This window comes from Leifsonia aquatica, assembly GCF_014190775.1.
Lineage (GTDB): Bacteria > Actinomycetota > Actinomycetes > Actinomycetales > Microbacteriaceae > Leifsonia > Leifsonia aquatica.
In genome coordinates this window covers 53,686-74,668 of record NZ_JACHVP010000003.1, presented here as the reverse complement: position 1 = coordinate 74,668, position 20,983 = coordinate 53,686, and the positions used below count along the sequence as shown (strand labels likewise).

The window sequence follows — 20,983 nt, the reverse complement described above, 5'->3', positions numbered from 1 at the left end:
ATCCGATTGATCTTCATTGATTTCCTCCGATGGGTGATGTGCAGTGCGGTGCAGTGTTGTGCCGGGTCAGACCCGGCGTTTCGCAGCCCAGACGTCGACGGCCACCGCCGCGACGATCAGGATGCCCTTGATGACGTCCTGCCAATAGGCGGGAACGGTCAAGATGTCGAGGCCGTTGTTGAGGGTCTGGATCAGGAGCAGGCCTAGGGCGGTCCCCCAGACGGTTCCGCGACCGCCGAGCAGGCTGGCACCGCCGATGACGACGGCGGCGATGGCATCGAGCTCGTAGCCTTGTCCGAGGGTGGGAGAGCCGGTGATGACCCGGGAGGCGAGCATCACGCCGGAAAGGCCGGCCAGGGCGCCGGAGATTGCATACACGCTGAACAGGACCCGTCCGGTCTTGACGCCGGCGATCCGGGCAGCGATCGGGTTGCCGCCGACCGCGTAGACCCGCATGCCCCAGGCTGTGCGGCGCATGGCGATGCCGAAGCCCACGATCCCGACGATCATCAGCAACACCGGGATGGTGAGGCCGAAGATCTGGGTGTTGGCGATGGCACCGAAATCGGCCGCGAGGCCGTTGATCGGCGCGCCGTTGCCGACCACGAACGCGAGTCCGGAGGCGAGTGTCAGCATTCCCAGTGTTGCGATAAATGGCGGCACTTTGATGACCGAGACCACGAAACCGTTGATGCTACCGGCCGCCAGTCCGACGACGATCGCGACGAGGACGGGCAGGATTAGGTTGCCAGGAACGGACTTCGCGGTCAGCGCGGCGGTCATGGAGCTGAGGGCGATCACGCTTCCGACCGACAGATCGATGCCGCCGGTGAGGATCACCAGGGTTTGGCCCAGCGCGATGAGTGCGAACGGTGCGGCGGCGACCAGGATCGTCACGACATTGTCCACGGTGCCGAAGCGCGCGCTTCTGTACATGAAGAACGCAATGACCAGCAGCAGCACGATGACCATCGCATATCGGATGGCGAGGTTCTGCAGGACCTTGGCGTCGAACCGACGCTTGCGTGTGGTGACAGCGGTGTCGCTCGTCATCGGCTGATCTCCTTATTAATAGTGGGGGCGGAGGTCTCCGCCAGGGTCTGCGGAACGGTGACCGGGCTGTCAGCGAGGGCGTCTTGACTAGAGAGACCGCTTGCGAGCCGGAAGATGGTGTCCTGGACGTCCGGCTGGTCGAGCGCCGCGCGGTCGAGCTCGCCGACCACCCGGCCACCGTTCATGATGAGGGCTCGATGGGAGAGGCTGAGTATCTCCGGCATATCGCTGGAGGCCATCACGACCGCCATACCCTGCTTGGCGAGTTCCACGATGATGCGGTAGATCTCGCTGCGGGCGCCGACGTCGACCCCTCGGGTCGGCTCGTCGAGGAGGAGCACGTCGACATTCCCGACCAGCCAGCGCGCGAACACGACTTTCTGCTGATTGCCGCCGGACAGCGTCTCCATGCTCTGCTTGAGGCCGCGGCTACGCAGACGCACCGACTGCGTAGCCGTTGTGACTGCCGCACGACGCGCGCGCTGGCGAAGCCATCCCGCAACCGAGAGGGAGGCGAGCCGCGGCAGGCTGCCGTTGTCGAGGATGTCCATCGAGAGCACCCCGCCTGCGCCCTTGCGGTCCTCCGGGACGAGCGCAACGTTCGCAGCAATGGACGCGGCAGGATCGTTGCGCTTGATCGGCTGGCCCGCGACCGAGATTGAGCCGCCGACCGTGCGTCGCATCCCGAAGATGCCCTCGATGAGTTCGGTGCGCCCCGCGCCGACGAGACCGGCGAGTCCGACGATCTCGCCGCGACGGACGGTCAGGTCGACCGGCTCGGCGGCTCCTTCGACGTCGAGCGCACGCACGTCGAGCGCGATATCTCCTGGATCCCCCGGACGGTCGGGGAAGAGATCCTCGAGCTCGCGGCCGATCATCGCCGTCACGATGTCGTCGTCGCTCACGGCGGACATCGGCTGTTCCAGAACGAGGTTCCCGTCGCGGAGCACCACCACCTGATCGGCCAGCTGGCGGATCTCCTCCATCTTGTGCGTCGTGAAGAGAAGGGCGACACCGGTGTCTCGCAACTTCCGCATCACGGACACGAGGTGCTCGACCTCGCGTGCGGCGATAGCGCTCGACGGCTCGTCGAGCAGGATCGACCGGGCTCCGGTATTGGTTGCCTTCACGATCTCGACGATCTGGCGGAGTCCGAGAGGGAGCGTCCCCATCCGTCGAGTCGGGTCGATGTCGATGTCGAACTCAGCCAGATTGCGCCGAGCCTCCCGGATCATCTCCTGACGCTTGAGCCCGAATGGGCCGCGCAGTTCCCGTCCGATGAAGATGTTCTCGTAGATGCTCATTTCGGGAAGGGATGCGAGTTCCTGAGGAACGATCGCGACGCCAAGTCGCGCCGCCTCATGCGCGTCACCCGCGGAAAGTTGCTCGCCGCGAACGAACACCTGGCCTGCGTCAGCCTTGTACTGGCCTGAGGCGATCTTCATCAGCGTGGATTTGCCCGCGCCGTTCTCGCCCGCGAGGGCCGTGATCGTGCCGGGACGGAGGCTGAGGGAAACGCCCCGGAGAACGGGGATCCCGCCGAAAGCCATCTCGATGTCGCGGCACTCCAGCGCTGCCGGTTGGTCGGTCATGGTCTCACCTTCTGCAGCGGGCGCCCTTGCGCAGCTGCGGATATGACCCTGCCACAATTGCACTATCGAGTGGGCCACGCGCTCAATTGAGCGGTATTGTCATGGCTGTACACTGACGGGTGGAGGGTGGCGAACGTGATGATGGGACCCGACGAGCTTGTCCAGATAAGCCACGTGGCCAGGCGTTTCTATTTGGAGAATGCGAGCCAGGTCGCGATAGCCGACGAGCTGGGCATCTCCCGCTTCAAGGTCGCTCGTTTGTTAGAGAAGGCGGTCAAGGATGGGGTTGTGACCATCACGATCCAGAGCCCGCCGAGCATCGACTTGGACCTCTCCATCGGATTGCGGAATGCATTCGGCTTGTCGCGCGCACTGGCGGTGCCCACCCCGAACGAGGATCCCGCGGTTGTCCAAGACCAGCTCGGTTCTGTGGCCGCCCAGCTCCTGGAGGAGATCGCGTTTGAAGGAGCCGTCCTCGGGTTCACGGCCGGCCGCACATTGAACGCAACGACCCTTCACCTCACTCGCCTTCCCTACTGCGAGGTCGTCGCACTGGGGGGCGTCGCCGGACCGGTGAAAGAGCATGGCGTCGAGGTGATCCGCCGAGTCGGCGAAGTCACCGGCGGTCCAACCTTTCCGATCTTCGCGCCGTTGTTCGTCGCCAGCGCCCCGGTGGCCAACGCCTTACGAGTCGACCGCGGGATCGCCCAGGCGTACGCGAAATTCCCCCGTGTCGACATCGGAATGGTCGCGGTCGGAAGTTGGGCGCCCCCAGACTCGCAGCTCTACGACGCAGCGAGCGAGGCCGGTATCGCCGAGCAACTGCTCGATCAGGGGGTCGTCGGCGAGGTCGGCGCGACGCTGTTCACTGCCGACGGCACCACGATCGACACCATCGACGACCGGTCCATCGCCATCACCGGTGAGCAGCTCCGGCAGATACCGGAGGTCATCGCCGTCGCTGGAGGCCGAGCGAAGACCCGTGCTATCCGCGCTGCACTAAACACGGGGATGGTGAATTCGTTAGTGACAGACGCCTCCACGGCACAGAGACTGCTTGAGTCTTCAACATGATTGATCGGCGTCGCCACGTGTTTGCCCGAGAAACTGAGCCAACTTCGGAGTCGACCGAGCGCTAGCCTTTGGATCAGGAGCGTGGCTCTCGCCGCCGCCGGCCAACATGTGCCTACACTCTGCGTTGCCCGCTTCGCCGCCGGTCTGACCGTCCCAGCTCGCAGGGCTGACCTTTGGACCTCACTTGAACGAGCGTCTGTCCTTGCAGTGCCCGCTTCCACCAAGTCGCGTTGGGCTACGATTCCAACGTGATGGAGTGGCTTGAACATTACCTGGCCGTCTCTCAGCTGTGCCCGACTCTGGCATTGCCCTCCAGCACCCCAACTTCGGCTCCGCTCACCGCGAGACCGTGTTGTTCGCGCATGATCCGGTCAAGCTTGCGGAACACTTCCCGGATGACGTACCGCTTCAATGACCGCAGCACCTGCCGTCGTGTGGCCCCTTCGGCAAGGCGACGCTCGAGGTAGGCGCGGGACCGCGGATCCCTGATCAGGCGCACCAACGCGATGGTGTGGACCGCGCGATTCAGCTGCCGGTCACCGCCCACGTTCAACCGGTGACGAACCGTCTTCCCGGACGACACGTCGATCGGTGCGATGCCAGCCAGCGAAGCGAACGCAGACTCGGATCGCACTCGGCCCGGATGCGAGTAGGCGGCGAGGATGATGGCACCGGTCACGGGGCCCACTGCGAAGAGGTCGAGCAACCCCGGTGCGATCTCTTGGACTAGTTGTTCAAGCTTGGACTTGTTGTCAATGAGCTGGTCGCGCAACCGCAGATACTCCTCAGCTAGACGCGCGACCTCCTGTCGCGCCATCACCTCATATCGGTCCCCGACAACCCACTCCGGGGTCGTGAAGAGGCGGATAGACGCGATATCCAGCTTGATGGTTGTGTCGAGGCCGAAGTCCGTCGTCCGCACTAGGCCGTTCAGTCGGTTGCGGATTGCTACAGACCGGACTTCCATCTCCCGTCTGCCACTGATCAGCATCGCCAGTGTCCGCCGCGCCCCTCTCGCGCGTGGCTGGGAGAGCTTCGCCACCGGTGTGCCGAGGACGGACCAAGCGGCCATCGCAGCATCCGACTGATCGCTCTTCGGACTGGTTCGAACACGTCGGGGCGGGCGGGCATTACAGACGGTGAAACCGATGTCGATCGCCTTCTGCGCCAGTAGGGACCCGTAGGAGTTAGCTCCCTCGATCGAGAGGAGAACATCACCGGTGAGAGTTGCCATCATCCAACGCAACGCGGACGCGACACCTTCTGGGTCGGCCCTAAAGGCTTGGGTCTCGCCCACTTCGCCCGTCCGCGCAACCAGCACTGCGTAGACATGAGACTCCGCATGAGTGTCCACACCGACGACGTAGGAGAAGGCGTCCGCAACCACGACGGGTCGAGACGGTTTCGATTCGGGAGCCTCTCGGGAGAGTGGCGCGTCGGTCTGCTGCACGTTCGTGAACCGTAGCCGGGACAGGTGAACGGGACGGCTCAACTGTCTGAACTGCTCCAACGACGAACCGGGATATGCATGCCGGAGCGAGCGCCACTACAGGCGTTGATAGCGACGGTCACGCCAGATGACGTCGTATGCGTTCGAATACGTTGGGTTTGCCTGACTTAGGCAGCGTACTGCGGCCGAAGGGGCGTCGGAAGAGCGGTTGGGGCGGTGCTGGGGGACGTTACCGAGTTGGGAGGTCGGAACGTCATCGACATCATCGACCGGACAGTGACACGGTGCGCGGACTCAACGATCAGGACCATCCAGACCTCGCGCCAAAGTCTCGTTGCGACGTGATCGCGCTGCTCAGGGTGATTTCGCCGAAGGCGGGGCGACGTGCGGTGTTCGATAGAGCCGTTTCGACCGGGTGCAGTTTGGACGCAAAAGACCAGCACGATTGTTCGCCAGATCCGACGAAGCGCGCCTGATCAGGTACGGCACTCGAACAGGATGGATCGCCGTCACAGATCCGCATGTGGATCGGTGACGCATCAGCCACGTGACCAAGATGACAATCATCGATGAGGCATGCGCCTCTTAATCCACACCGCTGTTTGGGGTCCGCAGTCACTGCGCGCCGCGCAGGATGGTCTCGACAGCGAAGTCGAGTTCTCGTCAAGCGTCCGAGACGTCCTGCTCCGCTGCCGCCGCCGATGGCAGGGGCTACGGAGATGATCCCATCCGTTGATCGGCCCGGATCACGCAAGCTTACGCATCCTCCTGTCGATGTTTGACAGAGGAACGCGCAGCGATGACGGCCGGATCGAGGTGATCGCCGGGGACGTCGACATCACCGGCATCGTCGGGGCCTCCCGTTCCGGGCAGCTGCTTGACCCCCTCGACGTCCGAGTCAACGTGCTGCTTCTGCTCGGTCTCACGGTCGCTCCCGGGACTATACGCGCGATCTTTGCGCGTGAGTTCATCGTCTGTCAACGCGGAGGTGTCGTCTCCTGTTGACGGCGGGTTGCTCGGGGTCAGCTCGTCATCGGCGACGCTGACACTAAAGTCTCCACCCTGGGCTCCATCGTTCGTCACGGCATCCTCCGTCCGCTCCACCGGCGCCCCTCCCGGCGCTGCTCCGCCGACGCTCTCGTGCTCCTCTTCCCCAGGCATTGTCGTCAGGGAATCCGATGGCGGGCGCTCGTTCTCATCGCTCATGCAGCGGACCGTACTCCGGCCCGCACAACCGTACAATCCGTCGGCACGATGCCGGAAAGACACCGTGGACTCGGCCGCGGCTTGGATGCGCGGTAGCCGAGGTCTCGACTTCGGCGTACAAACGGAGTCGACGACGACAGCAGGACATGGAGGAGCGCACTCGTGAAAGCAGTCATATGGCATGGTGTCGGTGATATCCGGCTGGACACGGTCCCGGACCCGGGAATCCCTGAGCCCACGGACGCGATCGTGCGTATCACGACCAGCGCGATCTGCGGCACAGATCTGCACATGGTCCGCGGGACGATGGCCGGCATGGTTCCCGGGACCGTCCTCGGCCACGAAGCAATCGGCGTGGTGACGGAGGTCGGCGACGAGGTGCGGGGGTTCTCTCCGGGCGACCGCGTCATCGTCTGCTCCACCATCTCGTGCGGCGTGTGTGCGCAGTGCCGCAGAGGAAACCCCGCCCAGTGCGACGTCGCCAACGCCAACGGGCCCACGGCAGGCACGGCGTTCTTCGGCGGCCCGGAGAGCACAGGTCCGGTCCACGGTCTGCAGGCCGAGTACGCGCGAATCCCCGTGGGCGTCGCACACTCTGATCCCGGTCCCCGACGCCGTCAGTGATGAGCAGGCGATCCTGCTCTCGGACATCTTTCCGACGGCCTGGTTCGGTGCAGAACTCGCCGGGGTGCGACGCGGGGACACCGTCCCGGTCTTCGGCGCTGGGATCGTCGGACAGCTCGCGATCGCATCCGCGTTCCGGCAGGGAGCCGGCAGGGTGTTCTCGGTCGACGGGATCGATACGCGTCTCGCGCAATCGCTCGCTCAGAACGCCGAGGTCATCGATTTCAACGCCGAGGACCCGGTGAACACGCTCCTCGACCTGACCCGCGGCGCCGGGGTGGACGCCGTCATCGACGCGGTCGGCGTGGATGCCCAGCGACCGCAGCGAGGTCCCGCCGCGCCTGCAGCCGACGAGCTCGCCGATGAGTTCGCCGCCGAGGTGCAGCAGGTCGCACCGGACGCGGACCCGCAGGGCGATCAATGGGTGCCGGGCGACGCCCCGACCCAGGCCGCCCGCTGGGGAGTCGAGAGCGTGGCCAAAGCCGGACGGATCGGCATCATCGGCGTGTACCCGCCGCAGCTCACCAGCTACCCCATCGGCGAGGCGATGAACAAGAACCTCACCATCCGCATGGGCAACTGCAACCACCGTGCCGTCACGCCGCAGCTCGTGGATCTCGTCGCCGCCGGGCTGTTCGATCCCGTCCCCTTCATCACGCAGCAGGTCGACGTCCCCGACATCATCGCCGCGTACCGGAGCTTCGACCGCCGCGAGGACGGCTGGATCAAGACGATCGTCGACGCCCAGGGCGGTGCAGAGGGATGACCGACGTTCCCGCAGGCATCGTCCGCCGGCGCGTCGACGACTCGGTCTCGTTGCTGACCCGCGGTTACGGCTTCGGTGGGCGCATCTGGAGACGGGCGCGTGACGGCGCTCGATCGGCCCCGATGCGGCTGCTCGGTGACGAGGCCCTGTTCATCCGCGGCACCGACGCCGTCCGCTTGTTCTATGACGAGCGGGTCGTGGCGAGGCACGGAGCGATGCCCGATCTCGTGCAGAGGACGTTATTCGGGAGCGGGTCGGTTCACAGCCTCGACGGGCCCGAGCACCGTCACCGCAAGGCGACATTCGTCCGAGTGGCGTACGAAGACGCACAGGTGGAGCGGATGACGCCTCTGCTGGAACAGGAGTGGAAGCGCGAGCTGGACGTGTGGATCGACGGCGGACGACACACGGCCTACGACGCGGCGGTGGGCGCATTCGGTCGTGCGAGCATGCGCTGGGCGGGACTGCCCGGGACCCGGCGAGCGCAGACCAGGTGGGCCACCCGGCTCGCCCAGATCGTCGACGGCTTCGGCGTCCCCTATTCGCCGGAGTACCTGCTCGCCGTAGCCAACAGGCGCTGGTCGGATACACATGCCCAGCACCTGATCGAGGCCGTCAGAGCCGGGACCCTCCCGGCAGCGGACGACACCGCCCTGCGCGAATGGGCCGAACATCGAGGCCCGGACGGCGGTCTTCTGCCCGCCCGTCTGGCCGGGATCGAACTCCAGAACAGCGTCCGGCCGATGATCGCCGTCGCACGATTCGTGGCCTTCGCCACGAAAGAACTGCACGACCGGCCGGCGTGGCGCGAGCGCATCGCCGCCGAGTCGGCAGAGCGCGACGCCCTGACAGGCGGCCCCCTCGCGACCGCGTTCGCGCAGGAGATCCGTCGCACGGCGCCGTTCGTGCCGATGCTGCCCGGATGGGCGATCACGGACGTCGAATTCGACGGCAAGCGGCTCGGGGCTGGCGGCCGACTGGTGCTCGACATCCTCGGAACGAACACCGACGAGCGTTCATGGGACGAGGCCGAGTGCTTCCGCCCGGAGCGTTTCGCCGGAGTCGACGACTACGAGGCACTCCCCGCGTTCATCCCCCACGGCGGAGCCGACGTCACCACCGGCCACCGCTGCCCGGGCGAAAAGCTCGCGATCACGGGGCTCGCTGCCGCCGTCACCGCGCTCAGCGATCCCCGACTGACGATCCTCGACGGCGGGCTCCGCGTAAACCGGCGCCGCCTTCCCACCAAGCCGGCTTCCGGCGGACGCGTGCGAGGGACCGCCGGGCGGTCCGGTTGCCCCTTCCACTGACAGCGCGCACCTACACGTGCGACCACGCCCGGCGGCGATCTTCGACAAATTGGGTGAAACTGGACGCCGAGGTGCTGCTGGGCGCGGATGCTGTCATTGAGGGACGCAGAAGAGCTCGAGCGGACGACCCGGTAGATCAGCCATTTTGCAACGAAATGGTTCGATTCCCTTATTCCCGGAGTTTGCTTGCGTCAGCTATTCCCGGAGTTTGCTTGCGTCAGCGATGGAGTCCCGCTCCCTCTTCGCCGCCTTCTCGCTCTGACGGGTGTCACGTGGTGGAAGCTGGATCTGCTCTTCGGCCTCGATTCCGGCCTGGAGCTCGCGGCCGCGCTCTACTTCGGCGTCAAATTCCGCTCCGAATAGGAGGGCGAGGTTGGCTATCCACAGCCACAGCAGGAAGACGATGACGCCGGCGAGCGAGCCGTAGGTTTTGTCGTAGTTCGAGAAGTTCGCGACGTAGAAGCCGAAAAGGAGGGTTGCGATAGCGAGCACGATGATGGCGATCAGCGCGCCCATACTCATCCATCGGAATTTGGGCTGCTTCGCGTTGGGAGCGGCGTAGTACAGGATCGCGAGGATCAATATGACCACAAGGAGCAGAATCGGCCATTTGATGATCGACCAGACGACCTGCGGCACTTCGCCGATGCCGAGGGCGCTCCCGAGCGACTTGGTGACTGGCCCGGATACTACAAGGATCAGGGCCACCACCAGCATCAGCACGATTGCGATGATCGTGACGAGCAGCTGTTGGGGTTTAAGCTTCCAGAACGGACGTCCCTCGTCGATCTCGTAGATTCGATTCATTCCGCGTGCGAATGCGCCGACGTATCCCGATGCGGACCAGATCGCTATGACGATGCCGAGCACGAGGGCGACTCCCGCGGCGGGCGACTTGGCGAAGTTCTCCACCGGACCGCGGATCACGTCGACCGTCGAACCCGGGGCGACGTCCTGGATGATCCCCAGCAGCGCCTCTACCCCCTTTTTGCCCTGGCCGAACACTCCGAGGAGCGAGACCAGAGCAATCAGGGCAGGGAAGAGGCTGAGGACCGCGTAGTAGGTCAACGCAGCGGCGATATCCGTGCACTGGTCGGTGATGAACTCGCGGAAAGCCTTGCGAACGACGAACATCCACGTCTGCTTTTCCAGCTTGGCGGGCTGGGCCGGCTTGCGCGGGTCGTCCGGAGCGGGCGCGTTGCTGCGCTCTTCGCTAGCACCGATGTCGGACATTTTAGCCTCCTGGTGTGGTTCGGGGGCGTGGCCGGGATGTAGCCCACGTCCACGCCCCCTCCGAACTGCGTGCCTCGTCCTCAGGTGTTCTCGCCGAGGACGTGGCGGGCTTCGTTCGCTTCGTCTGCGACCGTGTGAGCCGAATCTGTCGCCTCGTCTTTGACGGTGCCAACGGCATCCTTTGCGGTGTCGGCGACCGCGCTCACCGCGTCTTGCGCCGGTTCTTTGAGATCGTTCGCGACCTGCTTGGCCGCCTCGCCCGCCTCCTTCAGGAGCGGCTGGGCGGCTTCCTTCACGTCCGCCGCGATCGCCCGCTCCTTGTTACTCGCCGGGATGAGAGACGCAGCGAGCCAGCCGACTCCGAATGCGATCAGGCCGACCGCGAGAGGGTTTCCTTCTGCCTTGTCGATGATTGCTTTACCGGCGTCGGCGACGCCGTCGCCGACCGATGTGCCGGGCGTCTGGGCGGAGTGCGTGGGCGAGTCCGCAGAGCCCATGACGCGTTCGGTGACAGATCGGAAAGCGGACTTCACCTTCTCGGCCTGGCGGTGAGCGATCTTGGACGGCGTCACTTTGTCGGCTAGTGCGTCCACGTTGCCGCTCAGTTCGCGGCGGGTGCTTTCAATGTTGGCGCGGATCGCGTCCGGGTCGTCGCTCATCGGTTTTCTCCATTTCGTTTCAGTGCCTCTGGCATTTCTTTGATGGTCTCGACGGTTTGCGGAACACCTTTGATGGATGCCAGCTGGCGCCGTCCGACCAGGAACAGTACGAGCCCGACAACACCCCACACGGCCGCCACGATGACGGCCGACCAGGCGTTGCCGATCAGGTATCCCAGCCCCCACCACAGCGCCACCGAAAGAAAGAACAGGACCACGAGGCCGGCGTAACCGGCGCCGCCGAGCAGGCCCGCACCTTTTCCAGCGCGCGTCGCGGATTGACGCAACTCTGCTTTAGCCAGCTCCAGTTCTTGACGCATCAGTGTCGACAGATCCCGTGTCACTTCTCCGAGCAGGTCACCGAGGGAAGTGGTGGCTGCTTTCTCTTCGGAGGGTGTCGGCTCGTCTGTCACGACTGTTCACCGGCGTTCGGGTCGTACCCGGCTTCGACGGCGTCGGCAGGGATGATGGTGGCGGTGGGTGGACGCTTCGGCGTGCGCGGGGTGGTCGACTCTTGATCGCGTTGTTCGGTCCGGTCATCGGAAGTTCCCGCGCCTGCCTTCGGTGGCCCGCTGGTCAGCGAGCGCGTCAGGCGCCCAGCGAGGACGCCCGCTACGGCGGCGGCAGCGATGAACGTGCCGGGGTTGCGCCGGGCATACGCCTTGACCTCACCTAGCAGGGAGCCTGGATCACGTTGACCGATCCACGACGCGACGCCGCCTGCACGTTCGGCGGCTTGCTGGACCAACTCACTCGCGACGCCACGAGACTCTGAGGCTTCCGCCATTTGCGAAAGTTCGTCGCTGATCGCACGCAGCCCCGATGCGACGCGCTCCTGCTGGACGGCCGCCTGGTCTCTCAGCTCGCTTTGCGCCTGCTGATATAGGTCTCTCGCCTGAGATTTGGCCTCATCGACGACGTCTCCGGCTTCCTGTTTGGCGACTTCAACGACGTGTTGGCCTTCGTCAGTCGCGGTATCTGCGACATGCGCGGCCTGGTCGCGAGCAAGGTCAGCCTTGCTTTGCTGATCTCCCGGGCCGCCGTACGGCGTGGTGGTGTCGGACATTCTGCTCTCCTTTGCGCGGCATGCCTCAAACGAGGATGTGAGGGGAACTCAACACGCATGAACAGAATGCGCCAGCGGATTGACGCGCTCGCCAAAAGAGAGGACGCGCTTGTGGAGCGGAGCCAGCCAGGGAGCGGTTCGACGTCCTAGCCCTTCTCCGCCACAACGGCGTGCCGAAGGAGAATGTGGGAACGGGTTACCCGGTGTACGACGGAACGTCGCTGATCGACCCCGACGGCCGAGTCTTCGCCTATCTGCAGGTCGTCAGCGTCGACAAGCTCCACCGCCGCAAAGCATTTGCGTGTCGTGGAAGGAAGATGCCTGCACCGGAGGCGGACGCATCTGCATCTGGCTCGAGGCCCCGTTACCCCGCGCTCCATATTCGAAGGCCGGGCGGCGCAAGTCCGCCACGGCTCATGGGTCACCGCGGTCGCTCCCCTACCGCGCGAGGTACCTCTCCAACGCGTCGAGGAGTCCGCGCGTGCCGTCCTCGCGCCCCTGGCCGTCCGCCCAGAAGCGGTCGAAGAAGATGCCGTGCTCGGTGTGCGTGAAGCGGGTGCCATCGGCGATGGGCTCGAACTCGAGGGAGGCGAGCGACGTGGACATGTGCTCCCCGTCGAGCCACATGTCGTACGTGGTGACGATGCGGGAGTGCTCGACGATGTCGGTGTAGGTCGCCTCGTATCGCGACAGCGGCCCGTTGTGGAACTGGCCCTCATCGATGTCGCGACCGCCGACGCGGAAATCGAAGGCCCACGCACGGGCCTCCGCCTCGTCGCCCGCTCCCCACCAGCTCCGCTTCTGCTGTTCGTCGGCGAACGCTCCCCACACCTTCTCGACCGGTGCGGGATAGTCGCGGGTGAGGGTGAAGCCGGAGTGTGCGAGCCTGCGTTCGTGTGTCATCTCGATGTCCTATCGGGTCAGGGTGACGTGGATCACGCCGCTCTCGGCGACCTCCGACGTCACCGAGTGTGTGGCGTCGAAGCCGCCGAGGTCGTCCCAGAGCCGATGACCGCGACCGAGGAAGATGGGGGCGACCATGAGGTGCAGGTCGTCGACGAGGCCGGCGTCCAGTGCTGCGCGCGCGGTGCCGTAGCCGCCTCCGATCCGCACATCCTGGCCTCCGGCCGCCTCGCGCGCCTCGCGGAGAACGTCGTCGATGGCGGCGTCGCGGAAGTGGAATGTCGTGCCGCCCTCCATCGCGATCGAGGGGCGGGGTGCGGAGTGGGTCAGCACGTAGACGGGGGTGTGGAACGGCGGGTTCGGACCCCACCAGCCCGTCCATTCCGCATCCGTGGGATGGGCGTGGAGGCCGAACATCCCGGCGCCCATGATCTCGGCTCCCACGCCCTCGAAGAACGCGGCGCCGTAACGGTCGTCGACACCGGTGGTACCCCGCCCGCTGGTGTCGCCGAAGGTCTTCTCGCGGAAGGTGCGAGTCGCGGTGTACGCGGCGGTGAGGCGGTTCCAGTCCTCGCCCATCGGGTTGTCGGGCGTCTGGTCGGACGGCGTGTAGCCGTCGAGAGATGTGAAGAGATCCATGCGGACACGGGACATGTCAGTTCTCCTTCTGGGTCGCGCGGGCGAGATGGATGCCGAGCCGGTCGGCCTGGTGCTCCGCGGGGGTCCGCTGCTCACCGAGCCACAGCTGCAGCACGTCGAGAGCGCCGGGACGCAGGCTCACCGTGCGGACGCGGCCCTGCTTCTCCGACACGATCACCCCCGCGTCCTCGAGGATCCCGAGGTGCTGCACGAACGACGGCAGAGTCATCGGGAACGGCTCGGCGAGTTCGGACACCACCGCCGGCGACAGGGCGAGACGCTCCACGACGGCTCGGCGCGTGGGATCCGCGAGCGCGCGGAGCACGGCGTCGACCTCGTCACGATACTTTGGCATTTGCCTAAGTATAGCGGGATGGGATTGGATCGGCACACGCTTCTCGACGAGAGTGGTGGGCCGCGGGAGGACGCGCCGAAATGGGTTACCTGGTGTACGACGGAACGTCGCGGATCGAGTTCGAGGATCGAGCCCTCGCCCACCTGCAGGTCGTCATCGTCGACAAGCTCCGCCGCCGCGAAGCATTCACGATGTCGTGGAAGGAGGATGCCTCCACCGGAGGCGGACGCAACTGCATCTGGCTCGACGCATCCCTCCCCCTGCGCTTCCACTTCGACGGATCGAAGGCGCCCCAGGTCGACCGCGACTGGGTCGAGAGGCTCATGGAGTCCGCCGCCAGCAACACCGGGCTGATCGCGATCGACGAGGAGGGCGAGCCCCTCGTCGGTCGGCTGGTCGTCTGACGAGCCGCCTGCTCAGTCAGCGCGGGAGGAGGTGTCGAGTCGTGCGTCGTACCGGCGGTAGCCGGACCTCAGCCGGATCGCGTCACCCGTGACGCGCTCGATGTCGCCCCAGCGGACGAGGAACGCGCCGCGGTGCCGCCAGCGCAGGAACCGGGCGATCAACCACGGCGACGACTCGTCCGTGCGCTCGTACCCGAGGAACGACGAGCCCGAATGGGCGCTCACCACGAAGCCGTCCAGCCGCGCCTGCGCGAGCAGTTGTCCCGGCGCCCCGTCGACGACGAAACGTGCGTCGATCACCTTTCCGAGGCGGGTGCCGTCCGGGTCGTAGACGGGTGTCTGCAGCAGGTCACTCAGGACCATGACGGCCTCCGGGGATACGCCCGACGATGTGGTCGCGTGCCCACCGCTCCACCCAGGTGACATCGAGGCGCTCGCCGGAGACGCCCAGCGAGACGACGATGTCCACGCGGGCGACATCCGACCACGGGATGCGGTGCAGGCGGGAGCGCGGCGGACGGCCTCCGAACATCCGGGTCCACAGCGCGGATCCGCTGAGCAGGTTCTCGATCACCGGCGCCGGGGTGCCCGGCTCGATGAGCTGGTCGAGGGGGATGTCGCTGAGTTCGAGATCGTCGACCGTCACGACGGGAACGTCGTCGCGGTCGAGGATCTGCCGGTCGAGCAGGTGCAGCTCGGCATCGATCACCTGGCCGGCGTAGCCGTCCGGCCGTTGGAGCGGCTCGTCCGCCATGTTCATGCTCCCATCCCCGTCACGATCATCAGCGGGATCGCGGCGATCGACGCGATCAGGATGATCGCCAGGTAGACCATCGCGAACGCGTTCGTCACCCTCCCGTTGACCGCCTCACCCATGTACTGCTTGTCGTTGGCCACGATCAGGATCGGCAGGTAGGTCAGCGGCAGGGCGATGGCCGAGAACACCACGGAGAACTCGGTGACCGCTACGGGATCGACCCCCGTAGCGAGCACCCCGACTCCGATCAGCAGCGCGACGATCATCGTGATGTGGAAGCGGGCCGCTTGCGCGGGCCGACGGAATTTGCCCCACGACCAGCCGAAGAACTGAGCGAGGGTGTACCCGCTGGAAAGGGTGGTCTCCAGCGCGGCCCCGAACGTCGCCGCGACCATCCCCACGATCACGAAGGCCAGGGCGAGCTTGCCTCCCGCCTCAGCGACGGGAAGCGCCACCTGGGCGAGCGAGGTCACGTCGATCCCGCGCGGGAGGAGGACGATGGTCGCACAGGCCGCGATCGCGAGCGAGAGCACCCCGCCGAGAGGGAAGCCGACCATCACGTTGATGCGCGACTGTGCGATGTCCTTCTTCTTCCATTTCTCCTCAACCGCGCCCGATGAGAAGAAGAACACCTCATACGGCGTCATCGCCGCACCGAAGAGTGCGATCGCGTAATACCAGTAGGTGGCGCCGTGCTCACTCGACGGGACCTGCGGGGCGATGGCTTGCCCGACGAGGTCGGCCCAGTTCGGATGCAGCAGGAACACCGCGACGGCGAAGACGATCAGTGTGAGCCCGAGGAGCCCGGTCACGTTCTCGAGCAGAGAGAACTTCGCCCGCCACACCACCAGCCAGACCGCGAACGCCGCGACCGGGATCCAGAGCGTCGGTTCGATGCTGCTCGCCAGCTGCAACGCGAGCGCGATGCCTCCGACCTCGGCGGTCAGGGTGAGCAGATTGATCAGGAACGACGCGGTGAGGTTCGCGAGCCCCGTCCGGGGCCCGAGTCGTTCACGGATGATCTCGAAGGTCGCGCGTCCGCTGACGGCGGCGACCCTGCCGGACATCTGGGCGAAGAGGCAGATGCCGACGACGCCGACGACCACCACCCAGGCCAGCGACATCCCGAACCGCGAGCCGACGACGGCGTTAGTGACGAGGTCTCCGATATCGAGGAACCCGCCGATGGCGGTCAGGACGCCGAGCATCACCCCGAGAAGGCGCTTCATCCGCTCCCCTCCGCCTTCAGGAGACGATCGGCGAGCGCGGTGAGCTGTTTCGTCGAGACGCGCAACGCGGGAACCCCGGAGGCCGCATCCGTCGCCACCGTCCGCTGCGCGGCCAGAACGGCGTCGGTCGCACGGCGGATCGCCGCGAGCGTCCGCTGCTGCTCGGCGACTTCTTCCCCTCCGCTCGGCTGCACCGCACCGGCGGATTCCTCCGCAGAACCAAGCTGCGTCATGGCGTCACTGAGAGCGGTCTGCGTCGTCGGAAGGAATGTCCGGTCGCGCGCCTGCTGGGACATTGCCAGCGCGGCAGAACTGACGGCCGACCGCGCGTCGGTCGCCGACTGCCGCAGATCGGAGACACTGCTCGAACAACCCGACAACGCCGCCACCGCTACACACGATCCGACGGCGACGGCGACGATGCGCGGCGACCGCTGGAGCGGGCGATTCCTGGCCATGAAGGCACCCTACGCCGGGAGAGGCCTGGGAGCAGGGGTGTGAAGGAGGGATGAATGCTGGTAGCGGACGCCGGGGTCCCGGGCTGCCACCACGCAGAGCCAGCCATCTGCGATATTACGACGCCGACACCGCGTCATCGTTAGGAGCGGTCGGACGAGCCGGCTACCCGAGAGGCGTCTCGCGGGGCTCCAACCCTGGTTGATACGACTCTACAAACCAGTTCCCGGCTTCGAAGTCTGCATCCACGAACGTGGCAATCTCACCGTCTGCCGCGATGAAAGCGCCCGATCTCCGTATCGTTTCCCATCGGACCATAGCCTGAGGGACACTCAAGTAGACACCGAAACTGATCTGCATGTCGCCCTCGTACTTCCATAGGACGTGGACGCTCTGCGAATCCATTTCAACAGCTCTGTCGCGTGTACCTAGGACACCTACAGGGCGAGGGCCGCAAATTTCTGCAGCCATTCTTCGTGCGAATGATCGTGCCCAATGGGACAGGTGCATTTCACCTCGATCTTGCGCTGCCCGAACATGTAACTTTCCGAGTGCTGCACCGGGTCTTTTGCTTTTGAAAACATGGTCGGCTTCCCTCCAACTCATCGTGTCGAACCACCCTCACGCCGGAACACGTGCAGTGGTAGGGGTTGGCGGAGGGGCGAAGGTGTGCAGTGGGCGTTAGTTTGCCACGAAAGAATTGGGCCCCGGCTCCCGGGCCATAGGGGGAGGGGAGGAGCCGGGGCCCGATTGGGTGAAGGCGTGCGCCACAACCCAAAGCCAGCCTAGGGGCTTCATCCTTGGCAGCCTACGAGACGAGGGTGCCGGTGATAGCCTCACCTTCCTCATCGACAAGTTCCAATCCACTGGTAGTTGCGGCCGCGGAGGCTAGAGCTTCAAGCCACTCCTTGTTGATCGCGATCGGCCTCGAACCCTCATAGTGAAGGCGCAACGGCATCGATGGATCCAGCCAGATCACACTTCGCCCGTCTCCAGATGCGGAGCTATCCCGCCATCGCATCGCGAATCCTTCGCGACGGCGAAACTTTAGGATGATAACCATCTCGACATGCGCCAGCACCCGGTCTTCGAGTTGGATGCGTGATGTCCCGTCATACACCAGATATCCCACGATTCAGCACCTCCGCGCCTACCGTATCGGGTGGGAGACGGTGGGCCTGGCTGACACTTCAGCTACCACCGGATGAGGTGACGGGCAATCGGTTGAGGGCGCTGTTTCCTCGAAGGTACCGTCATTCCATACCGGATGGCAGGTCGGACCGCTGGGGCGGACGACGGTACTGCATTCCCGGTTGCGACGGCCGAGTCCTAACCGCTCGGCCGTCGCCCTAAATAGGCGTTCCGCAGGACAAGACGATAGCGTGATGGCGGCGAGTCAGCGGGGCGGCCGACGCGCCGGTCATCGACACCTACCGCCCGGGAATTCGGACGGTTGCACCTCGTCGCGATGGAGCGCATGACGACCCTAGCGAATCGACACTTCTGCCCATGTCAGCTTTACTGCGGTAACCCTGCGACTGAGAAGCCAGCCAAAGCACTCGCTACAGGCCCTCGCGCGTGCTGCGTCTCAGCACCGATTTCGCGCCAGTATCTCCGCCGCATCACTGCTCTGACCAGAGTGATGCGACCGAGTCCGCGACGAGTTTCGCGAGACGCTTCTCGCCATTGATGTTGGGGTGCGTGTCGTCCGGGGCCGCGTAATCGCCGTCGAGGCGGGACGGATCGGTCCGGGAGCGTATCGCTGCGTCGAAGTCGACGTAGTCGAGGCGCGAACCACGAATCCAGTTGTTCAGCGCCGAGCGCATCCGCTCACGGTCAGGGTCGGCAAAGAGCTCAGAGGCAAGTGGCGTGACGGTGGCGAGGATCACGCTGAGACCAGCCTCCTTGGCCCTCTCGACGAGTCGCTCGTAGCCGTCGATCAGTTCCTCGATCGTGGGCATCTCGTCCCAGGGGGTGACACGGCCGGGGAGGCCCCAGTCGTTGCTGTTGTACGCGATCACGACGTGGGTGACACCGGAGGTGTCCAGTACGTCGTCGTCGAACCTGGCTAAGCCGGACAGCCCCCAGGATGGAGACTGTTGCGGTGCGTTGAGGCGGATGCGATTGCCAGAGATGCCTCTGTTCACGACGGCGATCCGGGCGTCAGCCGGAAGGACGGCTGCGGCGTATTGCGGCCATCCCATTGCCGTGCTCGATCCGCCGAGCGCCACGACTACAGCCCGCGCCGTTCCTGCGACCTCGATCGTGCGTAGGAAGGGTCCTCCCGCCGGAAGTGACCAGCCACTTCCGTCGGGCTGTGCGCTGGTGCCGGTGTTCGGTGCAGGAAACTCGCGAGCCTCGTCGATGGGTGTCACCGCGGTCCCTTCCAGTGGGAAGGGCTGGACTCCGACGAAGTCGCCGGCACGTGATCGGGCGAAGTGAAATCCTCCCGCGGTTGCGTATGGGGTCGACTCCGGCAGATAGACGTCGATGCTGATCTCGTCACCGTGCTGGACCGCCAACTCGGCCGGGTCGCACCAGCGTGACTCACCCACCGGAATCTCGAGCGACCGTTGCCCGTCAAAGGCCAGCTCGACGAACCGCCCGCCGACGCCGATCGCGGCCCGTCCGATCCGAACCGGGCAGACACCGAACCTGTTGCTCAACTCGACCCGGACCAAGCTGCCTCCCAGGCTCGCGGGAACAACCATTCGGACGGTGACGTCTGCGAACCCTGGCTCGTCGTCTTCGCCACGGAAGTCAGAGACAGCCTGGCCCCATGTCGGCCGCCACTGCGTCGCCGCCTCGGCAGTGTGCTCTCTCATTCCCCGACCCCTTCCATCGACTTTGGTACAACGTACCAGCTATGGTACGACGTACCAGACGTGTCAGGATAGGGGAATGTCGGAGGCACGTCGCGCATCGAAGTCGGGATCATCTGCGCTTAGCCGTGATCGCATCGTGGACGCGGCGATCGCGCTCCTCGACACCAAAGGTCCGGGCGGCCTCACGTTCCGCTCCCTCGCCACCGAGCTGCAGACAGGTCACGGCGCCATCCAATGGCACGTGCAGAACAAGGACGAGATCGTCGCAGCTGCAAGCGACAGCATCCTCACGCGAGCACTCGAGCCACCCACCAGTGGACCGACACCGCGAGCCTCCATCCACGGCATAGCGCTCGGAGTGTTCACCGCTATCGACGCCCATCCGTGGCTCGGTCAGCAACTCTTCGCGGTGCCCTGGCAGTCCGCGACGGTGCAACTCTGGGAGAAGCTCGGGCGCTCCCTCGAAGAACTCGGCCTGGCGGACAGCTTCCTCTTCACTGCTGTCTCGACCCTGGTGGACTACATTGTCGGCGTCGGACGACAGAACGCGTTCAACACGCACACCCTGGCCGCCGGGCAGGAACGCGAGGACTTCCTCGACACTGTCGCTGACCGGTGGCAGAGCCTCGATCCGGTCGAGTACCCCTTCGTCAACCGCATGGCCGACCAGCTTCGAGCGCACGACGACCGGACCGAATTCCTCAACGGAATCGACATCATCCTCGACGGGCTCGAAGCGGCCCATTGAGGACTACCGCAAGAACGGGGCTCGTCTATCCAAGTTGCGTGAGAACGGAACGGAGCCGGTCGAGAGCCGCCGACGTCAATGCGGCGAGATCATCGCCGTCGCCGGCGGCCCAGGCTGCGAACCCCTCCTTGAAGGCGAGCACTCCGAGCTCGGCGGCAGCGTCGGCTGCCGGATCGGGGACACCGCGGGCGCGGAGCGCGTCGGCTATCGCCGCGGCCATTCCAACCTTCTTGAGCAGGGCACGCTCCTGCAATTCGGTGCTGGTGGCGATGACCGCCTCCAGCCGGGGTCCGAGCTCACGGTTGAACGGGGTCATGGCGGAAGCCGCATTGGCGAGCCCGGCGTCGACCGCCGTGAGCGGGCTGGCGTCCCGCGGCGCGCTCGCGATCCCCTCCGCAAAGAGCGCGGACAAGGTGCCCTGCCCAGCGGCGAGAACCTCGCGCTTGTCGCTGAAGTGCCGGAAGAACGTGCTGCGGGTGAGGCCAGCGCGGTCAGCAATCTGCGCGACGGTTGTCTCGTCGTATCCCTGCTCTGTGAACAGTTGCAGGGCGGCGCTGACGAAACGTTCGCGTGCGTCGGGTTCCCAGCGGGGCATGAGCCTATGCTAAGCGATGGGACTGGTGTCGCATCACAG

The 20,983-nt window shown here is 65.4% G+C and carries 24 protein-coding genes; 6 read left to right on the top strand and 18 right to left on the bottom strand.

Translation table 11 applies throughout. The features are described from left to right. Positions 1–66 precede the first annotated feature (66 nt). Both FHX33_RS13650 and FHX33_RS13645 read right to left on the bottom strand, forming a co-directional pair. On the bottom strand, positions 67–1,053 hold the full coding sequence (locus FHX33_RS13650; RefSeq protein ID WP_021765426.1) for an ABC transporter permease: 987 nt from the start codon (positions 1,051–1,053) through the stop codon (positions 67–69). After that, on the bottom strand, positions 1,050–2,645 hold the full coding sequence (locus FHX33_RS13645; RefSeq protein ID WP_021765425.1) for a sugar ABC transporter ATP-binding protein: 1,596 nt from the start codon (positions 2,643–2,645) through the stop codon (positions 1,050–1,052). Before FHX33_RS13645 ends, FHX33_RS13650 begins: the two co-directional genes overlap by 4 nt. A gap of 126 nt (positions 2,646–2,771) precedes the next feature. On the opposite strand from FHX33_RS13645, the gene FHX33_RS13640 reads away from it, so the two are divergent. After that, positions 2,772–3,719 (top strand): sugar-binding transcriptional regulator, encoded by a 948-nt coding sequence (locus tag FHX33_RS13640; protein ID WP_155829150.1) that lies wholly within the window; start codon positions 2,772–2,774, stop codon positions 3,717–3,719. 283 nt (positions 3,720–4,002) lie between these two features. Here FHX33_RS13640 and FHX33_RS13635 read toward each other — a convergent pair whose 3' ends face one another. After that, positions 4,003–5,169 carry a transposase gene (locus tag FHX33_RS13635; RefSeq protein WP_169730358.1) on the bottom strand — a complete coding sequence of 389 codons (1,167 nt, stop codon included), beginning with the start codon at positions 5,167–5,169 and terminating at the stop codon, positions 4,003–4,005. A 756-nt stretch (positions 5,170–5,925) separates the two neighbouring features. Further along, the gene (locus tag FHX33_RS21685) at positions 5,926–6,375 is read right to left on the bottom strand and encodes a hypothetical protein (protein ID WP_246397381.1); all 450 of its coding nucleotides are present in this window, start codon (positions 6,373–6,375) and stop codon (positions 5,926–5,928) included. A 162-nt stretch (positions 6,376–6,537) separates the two neighbouring features. On the opposite strand from FHX33_RS21685, the gene FHX33_RS21375 reads away from it, so the two are divergent. The 3 genes from FHX33_RS21375 (at position 6,538) to FHX33_RS13620 (ending at position 9,075) form a co-directional block, all read left to right on the top strand. Then, positions 6,538–6,999, top strand: coding sequence for an alcohol dehydrogenase catalytic domain-containing protein (locus tag FHX33_RS21375; RefSeq protein WP_021765420.1), 462 nt, complete (start codon positions 6,538–6,540; stop codon positions 6,997–6,999). 64 nt (positions 7,000–7,063) lie between these two features. Further along, the gene (locus tag FHX33_RS21370; RefSeq protein WP_021765419.1) at positions 7,064–7,765 is read left to right on the top strand and encodes a zinc-binding dehydrogenase; all 702 of its coding nucleotides are present in this window, start codon (positions 7,064–7,066) and stop codon (positions 7,763–7,765) included. After that, positions 7,762–9,075 carry a cytochrome P450 gene (locus tag FHX33_RS13620; protein WP_021765418.1) on the top strand — a complete coding sequence of 438 codons (1,314 nt, stop codon included), beginning with the start codon at positions 7,762–7,764 and terminating at the stop codon, positions 9,073–9,075. The genes FHX33_RS21370 and FHX33_RS13620 overlap by 4 nt, the downstream gene beginning before the upstream one ends. A gap of 195 nt (positions 9,076–9,270) precedes the next feature. Here the strand turns inward: FHX33_RS13620 and FHX33_RS13615 are convergent, their stop codons facing one another. From FHX33_RS13615 to FHX33_RS13585, 7 genes are all read right to left on the bottom strand, one after another. Beyond that, positions 9,271–10,308 (bottom strand): YihY/virulence factor BrkB family protein, encoded by a 1,038-nt coding sequence (locus FHX33_RS13615; RefSeq protein ID WP_021765417.1) that lies wholly within the window; start codon positions 10,306–10,308, stop codon positions 9,271–9,273. Between the two features lie 80 nt (positions 10,309–10,388). Continuing rightward, on the bottom strand, positions 10,389–10,967 hold the full coding sequence (locus tag FHX33_RS13610) for a DUF3618 domain-containing protein (protein WP_021765416.1): 579 nt from the start codon (positions 10,965–10,967) through the stop codon (positions 10,389–10,391). Next, positions 10,964–11,380 (bottom strand): phage holin family protein, encoded by a 417-nt coding sequence (locus tag FHX33_RS13605; protein ID WP_081704121.1) that lies wholly within the window; start codon positions 11,378–11,380, stop codon positions 10,964–10,966. Before FHX33_RS13605 ends, FHX33_RS13610 begins: the two co-directional genes overlap by 4 nt. After that, entirely contained in the window at positions 11,377–12,033 is a 657-nt protein-coding gene (locus FHX33_RS13600; RefSeq protein WP_021765414.1) for a hypothetical protein, read from the bottom strand. Before FHX33_RS13600 ends, FHX33_RS13605 begins: the two co-directional genes overlap by 4 nt. Before the next feature lie 438 nt (positions 12,034–12,471). Next, a complete protein-coding gene (locus FHX33_RS13595; protein WP_021765413.1) occupies positions 12,472–12,936 on the bottom strand; it encodes an SRPBCC domain-containing protein in 465 nt (154 codons plus the stop codon). 9 nt (positions 12,937–12,945) lie between these two features. Next, positions 12,946–13,590: a dihydrofolate reductase family protein gene (locus FHX33_RS13590; protein WP_039924114.1), complete on the bottom strand. Its 645-nt coding sequence runs from the start codon at positions 13,588–13,590 to the stop codon at positions 12,946–12,948. Between the two features lies 1 nt (position 13,591). After that, complete coding sequence (locus FHX33_RS13585) at positions 13,592–13,930, bottom strand: ArsR/SmtB family transcription factor (RefSeq protein WP_021765411.1); 339 nt, start codon at positions 13,928–13,930, stop codon at positions 13,592–13,594. An 80-nt stretch (positions 13,931–14,010) separates the two neighbouring features. Between FHX33_RS13585 and FHX33_RS13580 the strand changes: the two genes are divergently transcribed. After that, positions 14,011–14,334 carry a DUF7882 family protein gene (locus tag FHX33_RS13580; protein WP_021765410.1) on the top strand — a complete coding sequence of 108 codons (324 nt, stop codon included), beginning with the start codon at positions 14,011–14,013 and terminating at the stop codon, positions 14,332–14,334. A gap of 12 nt (positions 14,335–14,346) precedes the next feature. On the opposite strand, the gene FHX33_RS13575 is transcribed toward FHX33_RS13580, so the two are convergent. From FHX33_RS13575 to FHX33_RS13550, 6 genes are all read right to left on the bottom strand, one after another. Then, on the bottom strand, positions 14,347–14,697 hold the full coding sequence (locus tag FHX33_RS13575; protein WP_039924156.1) for a PRC-barrel domain-containing protein: 351 nt from the start codon (positions 14,695–14,697) through the stop codon (positions 14,347–14,349). Further along, positions 14,684–15,094, bottom strand: a complete 411-nt coding sequence (locus FHX33_RS13570; RefSeq protein ID WP_021765408.1) for a hypothetical protein — start codon at positions 15,092–15,094, stop codon at positions 14,684–14,686. Before FHX33_RS13570 ends, FHX33_RS13575 begins: the two co-directional genes overlap by 14 nt. After that, positions 15,091–16,320, bottom strand: coding sequence for an Nramp family divalent metal transporter (locus tag FHX33_RS13565; protein ID WP_021765407.1), 1,230 nt, complete (start codon positions 16,318–16,320; stop codon positions 15,091–15,093). The genes FHX33_RS13570 and FHX33_RS13565 overlap by 4 nt, the downstream gene beginning before the upstream one ends. Further along, positions 16,317–16,778 carry a hypothetical protein gene (locus FHX33_RS13560; RefSeq protein WP_155829144.1) on the bottom strand — a complete coding sequence of 154 codons (462 nt, stop codon included), beginning with the start codon at positions 16,776–16,778 and terminating at the stop codon, positions 16,317–16,319. The genes FHX33_RS13565 and FHX33_RS13560 overlap by 4 nt, the downstream gene beginning before the upstream one ends. An 806-nt stretch (positions 16,779–17,584) precedes the next feature. Next, a complete protein-coding gene (locus FHX33_RS13555; protein WP_081704120.1) occupies positions 17,585–17,908 on the bottom strand; it encodes a DUF7882 family protein in 324 nt (107 codons plus the stop codon). A gap of 490 nt (positions 17,909–18,398) precedes the next feature. Further along, a complete protein-coding gene (locus FHX33_RS13550; RefSeq protein WP_021765403.1) occupies positions 18,399–19,601 on the bottom strand; it encodes a GDSL-type esterase/lipase family protein in 1,203 nt (400 codons plus the stop codon). Positions 19,602–19,737: 136 nt separating this feature from the next. On the opposite strand from FHX33_RS13550, the gene FHX33_RS13545 reads away from it, so the two are divergent. Next, positions 19,738–20,349, top strand: coding sequence for a TetR/AcrR family transcriptional regulator (locus FHX33_RS13545; protein WP_021765402.1), 612 nt, complete (start codon positions 19,738–19,740; stop codon positions 20,347–20,349). A gap of 25 nt (positions 20,350–20,374) precedes the next feature. On the opposite strand, the gene FHX33_RS13540 is transcribed toward FHX33_RS13545, so the two are convergent. Continuing rightward, a complete protein-coding gene (locus FHX33_RS13540; RefSeq protein ID WP_021765401.1) occupies positions 20,375–20,944 on the bottom strand; it encodes a TetR/AcrR family transcriptional regulator in 570 nt (189 codons plus the stop codon). Positions 20,945–20,983 lie beyond the last annotated feature (39 nt).

Excerpts from the sequence above, each read along its gene's own strand:
- FHX33_RS13650 (WP_021765426.1), bottom strand. The coding sequence starts at position 1,053 with ATGACGAGCGACACCGCTGTCACCACACGCAAGCGTCGGTTCGACGCC.
- FHX33_RS13645 (WP_021765425.1), bottom strand. The coding sequence starts at position 2,645 with ATGACCGACCAACCGGCAGCGCTGGAGTGCCGCGACATCGAGATGGCT.
- FHX33_RS21685 (WP_246397381.1), bottom strand. The coding sequence starts at position 6,375 with ATGAGCGATGAGAACGAGCGCCCGCCATCGGATTCCCTGACGACAATG.
- FHX33_RS13620 (WP_021765418.1), top strand. The coding sequence starts at position 7,762 with ATGACCGACGTTCCCGCAGGCATCGTCCGCCGGCGCGTCGACGACTCG.
- FHX33_RS13615 (WP_021765417.1), bottom strand. The coding sequence starts at position 10,308 with ATGTCCGACATCGGTGCTAGCGAAGAGCGCAGCAACGCGCCCGCTCCG.
- FHX33_RS13610 (WP_021765416.1), bottom strand. The coding sequence starts at position 10,967 with ATGAGCGACGACCCGGACGCGATCCGCGCCAACATTGAAAGCACCCGC.
- FHX33_RS13600 (WP_021765414.1), bottom strand. The coding sequence starts at position 12,033 with ATGTCCGACACCACCACGCCGTACGGCGGCCCGGGAGATCAGCAAAGC.
- FHX33_RS13595 (WP_021765413.1), bottom strand. The coding sequence starts at position 12,936 with ATGACACACGAACGCAGGCTCGCACACTCCGGCTTCACCCTCACCCGC.
- FHX33_RS13590 (WP_039924114.1), bottom strand. The coding sequence starts at position 13,590 with ATGTCCCGTGTCCGCATGGATCTCTTCACATCTCTCGACGGCTACACG.
- FHX33_RS13585 (WP_021765411.1), bottom strand. The coding sequence starts at position 13,930 with ATGCCAAAGTATCGTGACGAGGTCGACGCCGTGCTCCGCGCGCTCGCG.
- FHX33_RS13580 (WP_021765410.1), top strand. The coding sequence starts at position 14,011 with ATGGGTTACCTGGTGTACGACGGAACGTCGCGGATCGAGTTCGAGGAT.
- FHX33_RS13575 (WP_039924156.1), bottom strand. The coding sequence starts at position 14,697 with ATGGTCCTGAGTGACCTGCTGCAGACACCCGTCTACGACCCGGACGGC.
- FHX33_RS13570 (WP_021765408.1), bottom strand. The coding sequence starts at position 15,094 with ATGAACATGGCGGACGAGCCGCTCCAACGGCCGGACGGCTACGCCGGC.
- FHX33_RS13565 (WP_021765407.1), bottom strand. The coding sequence starts at position 16,320 with ATGAAGCGCCTTCTCGGGGTGATGCTCGGCGTCCTGACCGCCATCGGC.
- FHX33_RS13560 (WP_155829144.1), bottom strand. The coding sequence starts at position 16,778 with ATGGCCAGGAATCGCCCGCTCCAGCGGTCGCCGCGCATCGTCGCCGTC.
- FHX33_RS13550 (WP_021765403.1), bottom strand. The coding sequence starts at position 19,601 with ATGAGAGAGCACACTGCCGAGGCGGCGACGCAGTGGCGGCCGACATGG.
- FHX33_RS13540 (WP_021765401.1), bottom strand. The coding sequence starts at position 20,944 with ATGCCCCGCTGGGAACCCGACGCACGCGAACGTTTCGTCAGCGCCGCC.